The sequence below is a fragment of the Mesorhizobium sp. M7A.F.Ca.MR.245.00.0.0 genome, assembly GCF_003997415.1.
Lineage (GTDB): Bacteria > Pseudomonadota > Alphaproteobacteria > Rhizobiales > Rhizobiaceae > Mesorhizobium.
The window spans coordinates 535629-552082 of sequence record NZ_RZTE01000001.1 but is presented as its reverse complement, the minus strand read 5'-3'; the positions used below and the strand labels follow the sequence as shown (position 1 = coordinate 552082).

General features: G+C 64.2%; 14 protein-coding genes. 10 read left to right on the top strand and 4 right to left on the bottom strand.

The window, feature by feature from the left end; genetic code table 11:
* The first annotated feature begins 291 nt into the window (after positions 1–291).
* Together EOB80_RS02745 and EOB80_RS02740 are read left to right on the top strand one after the other, a co-directional pair.
* The gene (locus EOB80_RS02745; RefSeq protein ID WP_164762487.1) at positions 292–1461 is read left to right on the top strand and encodes a DUF1972 domain-containing protein; all 1170 of its coding nucleotides are present in this window, start codon (positions 292–294) and stop codon (positions 1459–1461) included.
* The gene (locus EOB80_RS02740; RefSeq protein WP_127326575.1) at positions 1458–2720 is read left to right on the top strand and encodes a cellulase family glycosylhydrolase; all 1263 of its coding nucleotides are present in this window, start codon (positions 1458–1460) and stop codon (positions 2718–2720) included. The genes EOB80_RS02745 and EOB80_RS02740 overlap by 4 nt, the downstream gene beginning before the upstream one ends.
* On the opposite strand, the gene EOB80_RS02735 is transcribed toward EOB80_RS02740, so the two are convergent.
* Positions 2683–4014 carry a VpsF family polysaccharide biosynthesis protein gene (locus EOB80_RS02735; protein ID WP_127326574.1) on the bottom strand — a complete coding sequence of 444 codons (1332 nt, stop codon included), beginning with the start codon at positions 4012–4014 and terminating at the stop codon, positions 2683–2685. The genes EOB80_RS02740 and EOB80_RS02735 overlap by 38 nt on opposite strands.
* 1 nt (position 4015) lies before the next feature.
* Positions 4016–6118, bottom strand: a complete 2103-nt coding sequence (locus tag EOB80_RS02730) for an exopolysaccharide transport family protein (RefSeq protein ID WP_127326573.1) — start codon at positions 6116–6118, stop codon at positions 4016–4018.
* 248 nt (positions 6119–6366) lie between these two features.
* Here EOB80_RS02730 and EOB80_RS02725 point away from each other — a divergent pair, with 248 nt between their 5' ends.
* From EOB80_RS02725 to EOB80_RS02710, 4 genes are all read left to right on the top strand, one after another.
* A complete protein-coding gene (locus EOB80_RS02725) occupies positions 6367–7875 on the top strand; it encodes a formyl transferase (RefSeq protein WP_127326572.1) in 1509 nt (502 codons plus the stop codon).
* Positions 7876–7993: 118 nt separating this feature from the next.
* On the top strand, positions 7994–9178 hold the full coding sequence (locus EOB80_RS02720; protein ID WP_127326571.1) for an NAD(P)/FAD-dependent oxidoreductase: 1185 nt from the start codon (positions 7994–7996) through the stop codon (positions 9176–9178).
* Between the two features lie 247 nt (positions 9179–9425).
* On the top strand, positions 9426–10457 hold the full coding sequence (locus tag EOB80_RS02715; RefSeq protein WP_127326570.1) for a hydroxyacid dehydrogenase: 1032 nt from the start codon (positions 9426–9428) through the stop codon (positions 10455–10457).
* Positions 10458–10564: 107 nt separating this feature from the next.
* Entirely contained in the window at positions 10565–10675 is a 111-nt protein-coding gene (locus EOB80_RS02710) for a putative RiPP precursor (RefSeq protein WP_127326569.1), read from the top strand.
* A gap of 283 nt (positions 10676–10958) precedes the next feature.
* Here EOB80_RS02710 and EOB80_RS02700 read toward each other — a convergent pair whose 3' ends face one another.
* Positions 10959–11174 carry a hypothetical protein gene (locus tag EOB80_RS02700; protein WP_127321045.1) on the bottom strand — a complete coding sequence of 72 codons (216 nt, stop codon included), beginning with the start codon at positions 11172–11174 and terminating at the stop codon, positions 10959–10961.
* 453 nt (positions 11175–11627) lie between these two features.
* On the opposite strand from EOB80_RS02700, the gene EOB80_RS02695 reads away from it, so the two are divergent.
* Positions 11628–12353, top strand: coding sequence for a Crp/Fnr family transcriptional regulator (locus EOB80_RS02695; RefSeq protein WP_127326568.1), 726 nt, complete (start codon positions 11628–11630; stop codon positions 12351–12353).
* Here EOB80_RS02695 and EOB80_RS02690 read toward each other — a convergent pair whose 3' ends face one another.
* Positions 12354–12656 (bottom strand): hypothetical protein, encoded by a 303-nt coding sequence (locus tag EOB80_RS02690; RefSeq protein WP_127326567.1) that lies wholly within the window; start codon positions 12654–12656, stop codon positions 12354–12356.
* 228 nt (positions 12657–12884) lie between these two features.
* Between EOB80_RS02690 and EOB80_RS02685 the strand changes: the two genes are divergently transcribed.
* The 3 genes from EOB80_RS02685 (at position 12885) to EOB80_RS02675 (ending at position 16371) form a co-directional block, all read left to right on the top strand.
* Positions 12885–13631 (top strand): helix-turn-helix transcriptional regulator, encoded by a 747-nt coding sequence (locus EOB80_RS02685; protein ID WP_127326566.1) that lies wholly within the window; start codon positions 12885–12887, stop codon positions 13629–13631.
* 165 nt (positions 13632–13796) lie between these two features.
* Positions 13797–14102, top strand: coding sequence for a hypothetical protein (locus EOB80_RS02680; protein WP_127270646.1), 306 nt, complete (start codon positions 13797–13799; stop codon positions 14100–14102).
* A gap of 244 nt (positions 14103–14346) precedes the next feature.
* On the top strand, positions 14347–16371 hold the full coding sequence (locus tag EOB80_RS02675; protein ID WP_127326565.1) for an acyltransferase family protein: 2025 nt from the start codon (positions 14347–14349) through the stop codon (positions 16369–16371).
* The last annotated feature ends 83 nt before the right edge of the window (positions 16372–16454 follow it).

The following is a 16454-nucleotide window of genomic DNA, read 5'->3' as shown; positions in this document are numbered from 1 at the left end:
AACCATCGCGCTGGGCGATTGTGGCAGAAGTCCGTCCGCAAGAATCATGCCTGGTTCGATACGCCCGACTGCCGGCCGTACGCCCCAGGCATTGCTTCGTTTCGATACAGCTACGCACAGAAGGGTTGACCGAGAATGAAACAACCATCGGCTTCAACACCGTTTTTTTACAACCCCGCGCGATGATCCCTCGCAGGATACCTAAATCGGGAGGTGGCACGGAAGTTGCCACCTGCTCATTATAAATTAAGCAATATCTAATATATGAGACATGTGAAAGTGCCGCCGGCCATGAAACCAGAAACGCCCGCCATTCTGATCCTGGGGACCCGCGGCATACCCGCGGCCCATGGCGGCTTTGAAACCTTTGCCGAAAAACTGGCGCTGTTTCTTGTCGGGCGCGGTTGGAAGGTCGGCGTCTACTGCCAGGATGAAGTCGAGCGGATCGACCAGAGGGTGCGCAGCGAAACCTGGCGCGGCATCGAGCTCATTCACATCCAGGTCGCCTCCAAGGGACCGCGCGCGACGCTGGAATTCGACTGGCAATGCGCCCGCGACGCCGCCCGGCGACCGGGCGTTTGCCTGGTGCTCGGCTACAATGGCGCGGTCTTCCTGACCTGGCTCAGGCTGAAGCGACGCAAGATCTTCACCAACATGGACGGCATCGAGTGGCGCCGCCCCAAATGGGGAATGGCGGCGCGAACCTGGTTCTGGCTCAACGAATGGATCGGCGCATGGGCCTCGCATCGGCTGGTCGCCGATCATCCCGCCATCGCAGATCACCTGGCGACGCGCCGGCCGCGCAGCGCCATCGCCACCATTGCCTATGGCGCCGATCCGGTGACATCAGCGCCCGAGGCGCCGGTCCGGGCGCTCGGCCTCGAGCCCGGGCGCTATCTGGTCTCGATCGCGCGCATCGAACCCGACAACAACATCCTGCCGATCGTCGAAGCTTTTTGCTCCGCCAAGCGCGACATGAAGCTGGTGGTGCTGGGAACGCTGTCCGACGACATCCCCTATCATGCCGCCATCCGCAAGGCGGCGAATGGCTCGGTGGTCCTGCCGGGCGCCATTTACGACCAGGCGACGGTCAAGGCGCTCAGATACCACGCCCGCGCCTATCTGCATGGCCACACGGTCGGCGGCACCAACCCCTCGCTGGTCGAGGCGCTGGCGGCCGGCAACATGGTGATCGCCCACGACAATCCCTACAACAGATGGACCGCCGGCGCTGCGGCGATCTACTTCACCGACAAGGACAGTTGCGCCAAGCGGATGCAGCAGGCGCTGGACGATGACGCCTTGGTCAAGGCCTGCGGCGTTGCCGCCAGGGCGCGCGCCCGCGAAGCCTTTCGCTGGGACGATGTCCTGCTTGCCTATGAAAATGAGGCCTATCATTTGCTCGGCATGACCGCCGCCAAGACCACCGCGATGGATCATGCATCGCCAGGAACCGTATGACAGGCTGGTCGCGCCGGCGGGTGCTGCGGACGGCGCTGTCCACCGCGGCGGCTCTCGGCTGGCTCCCGGTCGCACCAATCGCTCGCGCAGCCGCCGGGCCGCGATTTCGGCGCGGCGTCAACGCCTGGCCCTGGTTCTCGCTGACACGCGAATTTCCCGCTCCGCGCACCGACTATGACTGGCCGCCCTTCCAGTCGCAACGGCCGGTGCCGACCCCGGACGACCTGCGTCGGCTGCGCAGGACCGGGCTCGATTTCATCCGACTGCCTGTTGATCCCGGCCCTTTCCTGGCCGCCGACGCCATCACGCGCGGCCGGTTGCTGGACATGCTGGATGCCGCCGTCACGGCCACCCTCCACGCCGGTCTCGGCATCATCGTCAACATCCAGGCCAATGCCGCCACCCATTACTGGAACCCCGACCGCATGGTCTCCAGCACCGCCGCACCCGCGTTCGATCTCTACCGCGGGCTGGTCGGCGAGCTTGCCGGCAGGCTGGCGCGGTTCCAGCCCGGCAGGGTGGCGCTCGAGCCGGTCAACGAGCCGGCGCAGGCCTGCGCGTCGAACGTCTGGTCGCAGATCCAGCTTTCGCTTCTGACGGCGGCAAGAGCATCGGCCGCGACCCTGCCGCTGGTCGTCACCGGCGGCTGCGGCTCGATGGTGAGCGGACTGACCGCGCTCGATCCGGCACCGCTGTCCCCGTTCGAGCCGATCCTGTTCACCTTCCACTTCTATGAGCCCTATCTGTTCAGCCATCAGGGGGCACCCTGGATGCGCGAGCCCGTCTACCGGTCGCTCAACAATGTGCCGTGGCCGGCATCCGCCGGCTCGCTGGAACAGACGCTGGCATCGGTCAGGGCGCGCATGGCGCAGGACGCCGAAATCCCTGAAGACGCCAAGCAGGCAGCCTATGCCGAGACCGAGCGTGTGCTGAAAGTCTATTTCGATGCCCGGCCCGACCGCTGGTTTGTCGACAAATATCTTCGCCAGGTTCGCGACTGGGCCGACGGCCACGGCCTTGCGCCGGAACGCATCATCATGGGCGAGTTCGGCGCGCTGCGCACCGACGCCCGCTATGTCGCCGCACCCAATCCGGATCGCGCGCGCTACATCGCCGATGTCAGGCGGAGCGCCGAGGAACTCGGCTTCGCCTGGGCACTGTGGGATCTCTTCGATGGCATGGGCATGATGGACGACACCACCCGGGCACTGGACCCCGATATCATCGCGGCGCTTGGCCTGACCATGCCGGCGGACTGACCGGCCTGAACGCTGCCCGCGTCGGCCGGTAAAGCACCAGCGCCAGCACTACGAACTTGGTCAGCAGCGTCGTCTTCGACGCGACGCTTTCCGAGGTGTTGATCAGAATGACCCAGCCCAGCATCGGCAGCCAGATGCCGGGATGGCAGCGGCGCGCCACCTCGAACAGGAACAGCACGAAGCCGAACGTCAGCAAAAGGGTGAAGAAGGCGCCCTGATAGAGGACGGTGCGGATAATCGGGTTCTCGATGCCCTGTTCGAGACCGTTGATGCGGCGCAGGCTGTCGATCAGGTCGACATCCGGCCCCACGATCAGATCGCGTAATTCCAGGTGCTTGAAGAGCTCGAACATCTCGACGCGGGCATTGGCGCTGCCGCTGTCCGACACGAAGCGCTCCAGCAGCGCGTCGAAAAAGCCATAATATGCCGCCACGATGATGACGACCGGCAGCAGCGCGGCAAGCATGAAGCCGAGTGCCGCACCCAGGAGATTGACTCGTCCCCGGCGCAATTTGCTGATGCCCTTGGAAAGCAGGTAGCAACCGCCCAGCACAATCGTCATCACCATCGCCGAACGGCCGCCGAACGCGACAAGTGCCGCGCATTGCAGGCCGATCAACCCTATCCGCACAGGCGTCGACAGGGATCTGGCACCGGAGAGCAGCGCAAGCACGTAGATCGACGTCACCATGGCATTGGCGAGCGGATGCCCCTGCAGAGCGCTCGAGCGCAGATCGGTGGAAAACGCCACGCCGTCGAGGCGGTAGGGGAAGATAAGCGTCTTGGTGGCGAACTCGAAAAGGGCAAGCAGCGCATTCGCCGTCATGACAACGTGAACGACGGTCTGCAGCCCGGCGAATGTCCGTTCGTCGTCCTCGCTGAGCATCAGCACCAGAAGTGCCGCGGCCACGAACGTATCGATCATGCCAGCCATGCCGGGCCGCTGCCTGGCGATGACGACGAACAAAAGCACGATCGATATGGCGGCCATCAGCGCGCTGGCCGGCCGCCTGTCGGCGAGATGGACGATATAGCCGACCGGATTGCCTGACGCACAGGAGCGCCAGGCAAACAAGAGGACGATGAGATAGGTGGACGGGTGGATCTTGGTCGCCGGGTTGCCGAACAGGCCATCATAATTGTAGCCGACCAGCCACAGCATGCCGCCCGAGATGCCGAACAGCACCGCTACCGCCGCGATCAGTCCGAAGCGCGTCAGCGCATCGAGCGACGTGCCGGCGCGGGGTGCGGCAGCACCATGGTTCGAAGCGCTTGCGCTCCAACTGGCAGCCATATCAGGCGGCCTCGTCGACCAGCAAGGCGGCCGTCGGCAACCGCCCCATGACGGAAACCGCCTGCGCGGTCGTCGTGACGTCGCGCATCGGGGTGGCGTTCAGCGTGGCGACGAGTACGATCTCGTCGGCCATGGCAACCAGCGGCGAGGCATTGAGATTGTCGGCCAGCGCGCCGCCGTCGATGACGACGAGTTCGAAGCTCCGGCTGGCCCGGGCCAGCATCTGCTGCGCAAAATAGATGCCATGCGCTTCCTGGAAAACCGCCTTTGAGCGGCCCCTGCCCAGCACGGCAACGTTGCTGCCGGCGGCGTAATGGCTGACGGCCTCAAAGGCGTACTCGCCGCGCAGCACATCGAGGATCCCCGGCTGCGGATCCTTCTGGTCGCCGCCGCCGGCATTGGCATCGATGAACAGCACCCGGCTGCCCCTGGACGCCGCGGCATTGGCCAGCAGCCGCGCCACCCGGCTGCGCTGCGCGCCCTCGCCCGGCGACGATGTCACCAGGATGGAAGACACCAGCGGCCAGTCCGCCGGACGCTGGCCCGAACTGAACATGCGCCTCAGCGCAAGGCCGACAACGGCGTCGGTCTTCTGGCTGGAGGCGGCGGCCGAACTTGCGCCGAAAGGCCACCAGCGCCACCCAGTGCCTGAATTTGCCGGCACCACGCCCAGCACCGGCGCGTCGATGGCCGACTGCATCTGCGCGCTGGAAAGCACCGTCGGCGAGGAATATTCGGCGATCAGCGCCAGACCGGTGCCGAGCCCGAGGCCGCCGAATATCGCGCCCAGCAACAGCAGCGGCAAAGGCGGCCAGCTTTTCTTCAAGGCGGGCATGGCATTGGAGATGATGCGCGCATTGGTGCTGTCGACATTGATCTGCTCGCGCGTCTCCTGGGCGCGCTGGAGATAGTTCGAGTAGACGGAACGCAGCGCCTCGAGATCGCGCTGCAATTCGCGCAGCCGCACCGAGGCCTGGTCGGTGTCGAGCGACTTGCTCTTCATGCCGGCGACCTTGGCTTCCAGCGCCTGCTGGTTGGCCAGCGCCCGTTCGTAGTCCGTCTCGGTGGCGGTGGCGATGCGGCCGAGCTCGCGCGCGATCAGCTGGCGCGTGTCGCGCAGCTGCTGCTGGGCTGCGATCAGCGAAGGATGACGCGGCCCCAGCTCCGTGCCGAGCTGCGAGACCTGGTCGACCAGCGTCGCCTCTTGCGCCCGCAGGCTCGAGATCACCGCCGAGCGCATCGCCTCCGAGGTTGCGTCCGCCGTGCCGCTCTGCCGACGCATCTGGTCGACCTGCGCCTTCAGCGCCGCGGTGCGGCTCTGCGCCGCCGCAAGCTGCGTGTTGATCTCGGTCAGTTCCTGGTCGCTGACCAGGTTGCCTGCCGCCATCACCATGTTGTTGGCGGACTTGTAGGCCTCGACGGCATTCTCGGCCTGCTGGACGCGTTTGCGCTGCTCGTCCAGCCGGGCGGTGATCGACTCGGAGGCGTCCCTGGCCATTTTCGCGCGCGCGCTCGCCTGATCGACCAGGTAGGCCTGCGCGATGGCGTTGGCCAGGAGGGCGGCCTTGTCGGCGCTCTTGGCGGTGACGATGACGTCGAGGACCAGGACCTTGTCGGCCCGCTTGACCGCCAGGCGCCGGCGCAGCGCGTCGAGTGTCTGCACCGACCTGTCGCCTTCGGCCGATGCCGAACCGAGCAGGCGCGACAGCAAGCCCTGCCCGTTGAATTCCGGATCCTGCGTCAGGTTTGTCGCCGCGATCGCCCGCATCAGCACGCCTGTCGACTGGACCACGCTGACCTGGCTCTCGACCTGCGTGATGCCGCCATCGGGCGAGATACGGCTGGGATTGACGTCGTTGGTGACCACCTGCAGGTCCTGCGGATCGATGAGGATTTCCGCCGCCGAGCTGTAGAGCGCGGGCGTGAAAAGACCGTAGAGAAGGGCGACCACCGTCAGCAGTGCGACAGTGCCGAAGATCCAGAACCGGCGGCGCACCAGGATGCGCTTCAGGTCGCCCAGTTCGACAGTCGAAGCTGCGTATGATCCCGCGCGTGCCGCATCCGGAGAGTGTTGCTGAGGAACCATGGGCAGGGATGATTGCATGGCTGCCTCCGACAATACTCCATATGCCGGCAAGGTCAGTTGCGGCGCTAACCTAGCTATTCCTCCAACTGTTAAAACATTGTTAATTATGTTGAGAGGTGACGTGAATTTTGGCACGCGGTTTGCTTAAAAATATACATATCGAGGTGTTGGTTACGCGGCGAGCGGAGACGGATGCAGATGGGGTTACAATTTGACCGGACCGGCCTGGCCGGCAAGGCCGGGCACCGCGTTTTCGGGCCTCCACCATGCAGATAAGTCTACGCCTGGACGGAGACTGTGTCCGCGCCTTTCATCTCACGCTGCTGGAGCGCCTTGCCGCGCTCGGCGACGAACTGTCCGTCGATGTCAGGCCGGCGGGCAGCGGCATTCCGCGCAGCGCCGCAGCCCTGTTTCAACTCGAAACGGCGATCCACGGACTGCCCCATGATGGACTGGCCCATGATGGACTGGCCAAGCGTGTGCCGCTTTCGGCGCTCGCGCCCTATCGGCAGTCCCCCGCTTCGCCCGACCTGGTCATCGACCTCTGCGGCGATGTCAGGCTGGAAAGCACACGCGTCTGGCACGTCACCTATGACGGCGCCAGCGGCGAAGCGGCCTTGCTGGCCTCGATCCTCGCCGGCCGCACGCCACTTGCCCGCATCGAGGAGAACGGCGTTGCGATCGCGGCCGGGCGTCTGGGCACAGAATATGGCGGCATCGCGCTGGCGTCCTTCCAGGATATGCTGGCGCGCACAGCAAGCCTGATCGTCGCTGCCATGTCAGGCGCGGCAAAGTCGGTGCCCGATCTGCCAGAGCCGGCGCAGGCAGGCAGCCCGCCGCCAATGCCCTCGGCCGGCAAGCTTGGGGTCAGAGCCGGCAAGGCGCTGGCGCGGCGGATCGTCCAGAAGATCTATCACCTTTGCTACAACGCGCCGCATTGGAAGGTCGGCTGGCGGCAAACCGGGGGCTCCGATCTGTTCGACCTGCGTGCCCATCCGGCGTCGGGTTGGCAAGAGCTGCCGGACGATGGCAGCCGCTTCTACGCCGATCCGTTTCCCATCCTCTACCAGGGCCAGCTGACCCTGTTCGTCGAGGACTATATTCACCGGCTCGGCAAAGCCATCATCTCCGCCGTGCCCTTCGGCCCGGCAGGCCCGCTCGGACGACCTGAACCGGTGCTGGATCTGCCCTACCATCTCTCCTACCCCTTCGTCTTCGAGCGCGACGGCGAAGTCTGGATGGTGCCGGAAAGCTGCGCCAACGGCACCGTCGATCTCTACCGGGCCACCGCCTTCCCCGGTGGATGGGTCAAGGAGGCGACGCTTCTGTCCGGTGTCGTGGCCAGCGACGCCACGCTTGTCGAGCATGGCGGCGCCTGGTGGCTGTTCGCCACCGTCCGCGACGGTGGCGGCGCCTTCTCCGACGCGCTGCACCTATGGTCGGCGCCGAATTTTCGCGGCCCCTGGACGCCGCATCCCAAAAATCCCGTGCTGATCGACATTGCCTCGGCGCGGCCGGCCGGCCGCATCGTCAGGCGCGGCAACGACCTGCTGCGCCCGGTGCAGGACTGCCGCAGGAGCTATGGCGCGGCGCTTGGCATCGCACGCATTTCTCACCTTGATTTGATCGGCATGGAGCAGGTCGTTGAAACCATCTTAAATCCAGGTGCGCTATGGAGCGGGCGTAAACTTCACACGCTCAACGAGGCTGGCGGCTTTGAGTTCATCGATGGCTCGGCGATCGCACCGCGCTGGAAGCAGCGGACCCGCGATTAACCTAAACATTGGTTACTACCAGGCACGCGCTCCGGTTGCTTGCGGTTGATTTAGCTCCGGAAGATATTTTCTACCGGAGATTGTGAAACGTGCAGTTGCCACCAGAAAGGGCAGCAAAATGAGTATCTCAGAGGCTGGCCCGGCCCAAGTCGATGTGGCGATCGTCGGCGCCGGAATGGCCGGCACCACCTTGGCAATGCTGTTGGGACAAGCCGGGCGCAAGGTGGCGCTGATTGACCCGCACCGCGTCCACCACGAGGAATTCCGGGCCGAGAAGATCGGCATGGATCAGATGCTTCTGTTCGAAAAGCTCGGCCTCGATGCGACACTCAAGAGCCTCGTCACCTCGACGACCGACACGCATATCTTCCGCCTCGGCCAGTTCTTCGCGCATGAGAAGAAGGCTGAATTCACATTCTCCTATGGCGCGTTGATCAATGGCCTGCGCGACGCCTTGCCTGCGCAAGTACCGCTGACGGTCGGCAAGGTGACCGAGGTCTCGACTGGACCGGACCGGCAGCGGCTTGTGCTGGCCGACGGCGCCGTCATCGATGCCCGCCTGCTGGTGGTGGCAACCGGCCACGGCGAGGCGGTGCGGCGCGCCGTCGGCGTCGAGCGTATCGAGCAATCGAAGGCGCATTCACTGTCGATGGGATTCGACCTCGCCATCTCCCCGCGTGATTTCGGTCATCAGTCCGTCACCTGCTACAGCAGGCGGGCTGCCGACCGTATCGCCTACATCAGCATCTTTCCCCTCGGCGACAAGATGCGGGCGAACATGTTCGGCTATCGGCAAGTGGCCGAGCCGTGGACGCGGGCGTTTCGCCAGGAACCGCAAAAGATGCTCTGCGAACTGATGCCCGAAATAGCGGCGCGATGCGGCAACTTCGAAGTCGCAAGTCCTGTCGAGGTCAGGCAGATCAGCCTGAGCACCACGCAAGGCCATCGCCGCGACGGGGTCATCTTCATCGGCGATGCTTTCTGTACCACGTGTCCGACACCGGGCGTCGGCATCGGCCGGGTGATGACCGATGTCGATCAGCTCCATTCGGTTCACATTCCACGATGGCTCGAAACACCAGGCATGGCGGCTGACAAGATCAACGCCTTCTATGACGACCCGGTCAAGGTGGCTGCCGATGAGGATGGCATGCGGGTGAGTTACTATGCCAAGTCGATCACCGCCGACACCGGACTGGAATGGCGCGCAAGGCGCCTGCGCAACAACACCGCGCGCCGGCTGATGATCATCGGCCGCAAGGTCCGGCATTTGGGACAGCGGCGGGTGCCCGGCATGGCGTAAGCCCGCGCTCTCTCGGCAGAAAGGCGCGGGCCGATTGGAGGCCTCGATCTTCGGCAGGCGATGGAGGGCACCACTTGCCGCACGCATCAACTTTTAGAGACGGCTAGTGTTCCGTCTGGCCCCGCTTGGTCCTGCCCAAGGGCTGTGCTGAACGCGCTTGCAACAGCGCCCCGTCTCGCCTCCCCGCGCGATGTTGTAAATCGTTTCATCCAGGGTATTTTGGCCATCGGGAACAGAGGGGATAGTCATGTCCAACAGCGCCTTGCCGCTGGTTATCAGTGCGCCGGAACCACGCACGCTCGACCTGATCTTCACAGCCCGGCAGCTGGCGCGGCTCAAGGCTCACTATCGCATTGTCGAGACGACCGCTGACGGCGTCGCGAAACTGCCGGCCGACGTGCTGGCCGAGGCGCGCTATATCATCGGCCAGCCGCCCATATCGCCCGAAACGCTCGAGCGGATGAAGGCGCTGCGCTGCGTCTTCAATGTCGAGACCAACCTCATCAACAACATGCCCTACGAGACCTTGTTCGCGCGCGGCATCCATGTCGTCACCACCGGCCTGGTGTTCGCCGAGCCGGTCGCAGAGCTTGGCCTTGCCATGGCGCTCAACCTCGCCCGCGACATCGTCGATGCCGACCTCGCCTTCCGCCAGGGACAGGAACTGTGGGGCGGCGACGGCAACCAGACGGCGCGGCTCCTGTCCGGCGCGGATGTCGGGATCATCGGTTTCGGCGATCTCGGCCGGGCGCTCAACCGGCTGCTGTCGGGCTTCCGCACCCGCACCAAAGTCTTCGATCCCTGGCTGCCGCCATCGATCCTCATCGACAATGGCGTCGAGCCGGCCTCTCTCGACGAGGTGCTGTCGACCAGCGACTTCATCTTCGTCGTTGCCTCGGTGACCAGCGAGAACCAGGGTTTTCTCGGTGCCGAGGCCTTTGCCGGCATGCGCAAGGGCGCCGCCTTCATCCTGCTCAGCCGCGCCGGCGTGGTGGACTTCCCGGCGCTGATGGCGGCGGTGAAGAGCGGCCACATCGTCGCCGCCAGCGACGTTTTCCCCGAAGAACCGCTGGCGCGGGACCATCCGGTGCGCACCCTGCCCGGCTTTCTGCGCTCGGCTCACCGCGCCGGCGCGCTCGACATCGCCTTCAAGCGCATGGGCGATATGGTGCTTGAGGACATGGACCTGATCGACCGCGGCCTGCCGCCGCTGCGCTCAAAGCGCGCCGAGCGCGAGACGGTTTCGCGCATGCGTTCCAAGCCGGCCGACAGGAATTGAGGCGTGGGTTTTCGTCCCGGTTGGCCGGCCCTCGACAAGGTCGGCTTGACAAGGGCGCGGCCGGCGATGACGCTGCCGCAATCGAACTTTGCGGAGGGAGGCCACGCATGAAGAATATCTATGAAAAGCCGATGCTGCTCAAACGGCAGAAACTCTCCGCCGTGACGGCGCAGCAAGCCAATTCAGGCGTAATAGGCCCGACAGGCCCGGCAGGCTGACACCTCGCGGCATCCAATGAAGGTTAGCATCGGACGCACCCGGGGCGGGCGGTACGGCAGCCGCTCCAGGCGCAGCTTCAGTGTCCACGGCTGCTCTTCGCCCTGCGGGCGACCGCTTCCATAAAAGAGCGGGCGGCAGCGTCACAAGCCGTTCTGGACGGTCCGTTCGCGGACAGCACGACCTCCGCGGCCTTCCGCGACATGCCGTATTTCCGGGCGAAGACCGCAGCGTCGTAAGGTTCGTTTTCGGCTACCGGTGCCGCGGACGTGATCCTGGCTTTGGTCATTGGCGCGTCCGCCGGAAACTCTCAAGCAACTCGCCTTCATTGCGGCAGCCATTCTGAAACAGCGAAAACACCGTGGCCGCCAGAAGCTGCACGTCCGACTCCCCCGACATGCGATCGAGTTTGCGCTCCAGGCAGACCCGATCGAAGACGCGCTGGCACAGTTGCAGATCGGAAGGATGGAAACCAGGATTGCGCTTATGAAGGCTCGACATAAGAAGCCCCTTTCGGAGCAGCGACCACTTCCTTGACGCTGTGGGTCAAAAAATGAAATCGGGCTGAGCAAGAGTCAACATCGGCCTTCATCACAGTAAATATCGTACAATTCTCCCGCCGCTCTGCCCCACTTTTCGAACGGTTCTCGGGCCCGGCGCGACATGGCGCCTTTGTCATTAGCCGGCGGATTTCATCGACCCTCACCGTGATTCAGCGCTCTCATGAAATATGTCGGTTTTGTACCAAGTGGCGCTTGGTACGTTTCCGACACTAACATTCAGGCCGATCTTTTCATATGCGAACGGCGTTGGGGGGCGCCGTGCTTCGAATTTCATATCGCATTGATATCTTTCTTCGTTCAGAGCCCCTATACATAGGCGATCGTCCGTACGTTTTTACGGGCACGGACGGCTGGGAGATTGGATGGCTCTTGCCCTGCATTGGGCCACGCCATGTCTGATCTCACCAAAAACCATCAATACCAAAATCAGCTGCTGCGGCGCATGCCTGCGGATGATCTGGCGTTGCTCGAGCCGCACATGCAGCGCTGCGACTTGCCGCTGCGTATGATGCTGGTGACCCCGAATATTCCGATCGAGGCCGTCTACTTCATCGAACAGGGCATCGGTTCGGTGGTCGCCAGCACCGCGAGCGGCCAAGAGGCCGAAGTGGGCTTCATCGGCTTCGAAGGCATGACCGGATACGCCCTGGTGATGGGCGACGACCGTGCGCCGCATGTCTGTTATGTCCAACTCGAAGGCGAAGCGATCCGCATCGAAGCCGGCGCTTTCAAGGCAGCATTGGCGGCAAGTGCAACCTTGCGCATGTTCCTGCTGCGCTTCGTCAACGCGCTACAGACCCAGGCCGGCTGCACCGCGCTCGTCAACGCGCGGCTGAAGCTCGAGGAGCGGCTGGCGCGCTGGCTGCTCATGTGCGATGACCGCGTGCCCGGCGAACATCTCGCCATCACCCACGAATTCCTGGCCATCATGCTTGGTGTCAGGCGGCCAGGCGTCACCGTCGCCCTCCAACTGCTTGAAGGCCGCGCGTTGATCCGCTCGCGTCGGGGCGAGATCGTCATTCGCGACCGCGCCGGGCTGCTGGAACTCGCCAATGGCAGTTACGGCGAAGCCGAGGCCGAATATGCAAGGCTGATCGGCGAGATCGGCGCGGCCTGATCAGGAGCGGTTGCCGCCGGCATCCGGCTTGCCCGATGTCGCTTTGCCGGGCGGTGCCGCACCGCCTTCAAATGCGCCCCGGCCAATCGGCCCATCCCCGTCGATCGGTCCATCCTTGGCTATCGGCAACCCGGCATGCTCCAGACTTGCAAGCTTGCACTTCGTCTGTTCGGCCGCCGCTCCCACAAGGCAGTCGATGGTGAACATGGCACCGGCGTGATCGCTGGCCGCGACCGCCTGGCGGATCTTCGTCAATTGGGCTTGCGTGTAGTCCAGAAGCTCGACCAGGCCGGTATGATCCAAACCGCCCTCCATTGCAGGATGTCGAGAGGCCGATCTCAGGTCGCTCTTGCCATCGAAATACGCCCATTTACACGGCTTGCATAGCCGGACTGTCAGAATCGTACAGTCTACGCGCCACCGGGTCGTTGCCTATTGGCCAAAGGTCCATCTTCGCGCCGCCGCCACGGCATGCAACTGTATATAAGCAATCGCTTGAATACTGGTCCGTACGTCTGTCGGGGAGATGTCGTGCCAATTCGCGAGAATCTCGCCGCCAATCTCAGGCGGCTGGTCCAACGCCACGCTTCCGTCAGCGCGGTGTGCCGTGAGCTTGGCATCAATCGCACCCAGTTCGAGCGCTATCTGCAAGGCAAGGCGGTTCCCAACAAAGCCACCGCAAGGCTGATCTGCGACTATTTCAAGATCGATGAGAATGAGCTGTATCGTGAGCCGGCCGCCGCGGCAGCCAAGAGCGACGGCAACGCAACGCTGCGCCAGGCCCTGTACGAAAACATGGTGCGGCCGCCGTCGCCCGCCATCGCCGGAGGCACATATTTCACCTATTTTTCGATGCCCGGCCGACCCGACTTTTTGATGCGCTCGGTCACCTTCGTGCGGCGCGAGGCCGATCTCGTCACCTTCAGGCGGGTGACGCGCTGGGCTTCGGGCGATGGCCGGGGTGGCTCGAGAATACCCGGCAACCATTACGGCGTGGCGATCTCGCGCCTGAACTGGATTTATTTCACCGGCATCAACCGGCGCCAGACCACCGAGCCCTCAATCATGACCGTGCAGTGGGCTCCCATCTCCGAACCGGTTCTGGTAGGCAGGGCGATCGCCCTCACCGGATCAGGGCCGGCCTTTGTATCCGTCATCATGCGGCAGGACGTCGCCAGGATCAGCATGAGGCGAGCGCTGCAGATGGCCCATATCGTCAGTCTCGACGACCCCAGTGTCGATCGGCTGGTGGTCAGTCTCGCACGAGAGACCCGATAAACTCGCTTCTTACGGGAAAAATCGGGGAAAGTTTCAAGTTTTTCGACTATATTTTTCTTCGTTTCGGGATTTTTGCGCAAAAAACCCCGGAACTTTCACCCAAACCTGTCGTTTTCCAGCTGATCGTTGCTTCGACGATCCCAAAGCAACAGGAGGAGTACCGCCATGAACATCAAGATGATCTGTTTCGGCGCGATGACGCTCTCGATGGTTGCCGGTACGGCGCTTGCCGCGAGCGACACCGGCACGTCGGCTCTCGACGATCCGGCCAAGATGCAGCCCTTCTACACCGACTCCAGCAGGAAGACGATGGTCAGCGACGACGATTTCGTGAAGGCCTGGAAGGCCCTTACGCCGGACGACCAGACCGCGATGATGAAGGCCTGCGAGGATGAGGCGAAAGACGCTACTGCGGCCAACAGCCATCCGGAATTCTGCAGCAGCGTGAAAGCGAACGGCGGCAGCAAGTAGCAATCCAGCGGCCCGATGAGAAACAGCCCCTTCGCGGGGCTGTTTTGCGTCTGCCGCGGAGCGCACGGACAAGCCCGCCACGCAACGATCAAGCCCGGCCGGCGCGCCGGCCCATTTCCCTTCCTGCTATGTTGCACCGCGATAAAATTGCTCTATGTTGCACTGCGATAAATTTGTTGCATTGCGATATCAGCCTGCCCGGCCGACGTTGCGCAGGGGCTGGGCCTTGCACGAAGGAGCCGTCGTGGCAGCATCGTTCCGGCCGGACATACAAGGATTGCGCGCGCTCGCCGTCGGCGGTGTCGTCGCCTACCATTTCGGCCTCACCGCGCTCCCCGGCGGCTTTGCCGGCGTCGACATCTTCTTCGTCATCTCGGGCTGGCTGATAACAACCCATCTCATGCAGGAGATCGGCGAGACCGGCCGGCTCGACCTTTGGCGCTTCTATGCCAGGCGCGCGCGGCGGCTTCTGCCAGCAGCTTTATTCGTCATCCTGGTTACGCTGGCCGCCGGCTACTTCATCCTGGCGCCGCAGGAGCAGGCGCTCTATTCGCGCGGCGCCATGTTCGCCTCCGCCTATGCCATCAATCTCTGGCTGCTGCGCTGGTCGTTCGACTATTTCGCCGCCGACGCCACCAGCAATCCCTTCATCCACTTCTGGTCTTTGTCGGTGGAGGAGCAGTTCTATCTGGCCTGGCCGGCGCTGCTTCTGCTGGCCGCCTGGCTGCGGCCGGGCCGGCGAACGGCCGCAGCCGTGATCGGCGTTGCCGGTCTTGCCTCCTTCGCCGCCTGCCAGTGGCTGACCAGCGCGGCGCCGGCCTGGGCCTTCTATTTTTCGCCGCTGCGCGCCTGGGAGTTCGCCGCCGGCGGCCTGGCGACGCTGGTCCCCATTGCGTTGCTGCAGCATCGCATCTGGCTGCGGGCGGCACTTGGCTGGTTCGGCCTGGCGCTGATCGCGACCGCCTATCTCCTGTTGAGCGAGGACCTGCCCTTCCCCGGCTGGTACGCGTTGCTGCCGGTGGCGGGCACCGTGCTGGTGCTGCTGAGCGGCGTCGGCGGGCCGCAGAGCAATAGGCGGACCGGCTGGCAAGCCATTGGCCCGGCTACCGCTTTGTCCCTGCCGCCCTTGCAATGGATCGGCACGCTCTCCTATTCGCTCTATCTCTGGCATTGGCCGGTCATCGTCTATGCCGGGATGCTGGCGCCGGAGCTTTCCGTGCCGCAGCGCCTTGGCTGTGGCGTGCTGGCGCTCGCGCTGTCGGTGCTCACCTATCATTTGATCGAAGACCCGGCGCGGCGCGGCGCCTGGATGGCGGTGGGCGCCCGCGCCTTTCCCAAGGCCATTCCAGGCGCAAAACCGCTTCGCGCTTTTCCCGGCCTTGTGCTGGTTCCCGCGCTGATGCTGACCGGCACCGGCGTGGCGGTCGCCTATGCCAACGCGCATCTGGCCACGCGCAACATCGGCCCCGAGCAGCGCGGCATCGAGCAGGCGGTCGAAAGACCTTCCATCGCGCGGGCTGTCGACAAGAACTGCCTGGCCGACTTCCAAACGGTGACGCCGAAACCCTGCATGTTCGGCCCGGCCGACGCCACCCGCACCATCGTGCTGTTCGGCGATTCGCACGCCGACCAGTGGTCGACGCCGCTGATCGAAGCAGCCAGGCGCAACGACACAAAGATCATCACCTATCTCAAATCATCGTGCCGCGCCTCGCGGCTCTCCACCTTCAACACGGTGCTGAAGCGCGACTACACCGAATGCGACGCCTGGCGCGAGCAGGCCATATCAGAGATCATCCGCCACAAGCCGCGCCTGGTGGTGATCTCCGAATTTTCCATCGGCAATCTGATCCGCGACCTGCCCGCGGCCGAACGCACCGCTGAAGTAGCGCGCTGGCAGGCCGGCCTGCGCTCGACCTTGCAGGCCTTCAGCCGGGCCGGTGTCGAGACGGCTGTTATCCGCGACACGCCGATCAACGCCAGCTTCGCCGGCTCCTGCGTGGCGCGCACCCTGTGGTGGCGCGAGGCACCCTCGCCCCACTGCGACACGCCAAGAGCCGAAGCCGCCAACGACAGCACCGCCGCCGCCGAGCGCGCCGTGGTGACCAGCGTGCCCGACACCCGCTACATCGACCTCACCAACCAATTCTGCGGCCCGACCACCTGCCACGTCGTCATATCAGGCAAGCTGGCGTTTCGTGACAGGCACCATCTGGCGACGGGCTTTGCAGAGACGCTGGCGGGGCCGCTGGAGCGGGCGCTGTTTTAGGCGCCTGGGTATCTGCGCCCGGTCCGCATTGTTCATCACATATTGCGAATCTGTGGAACGGGCTTGATCACCGATCCGGCAGG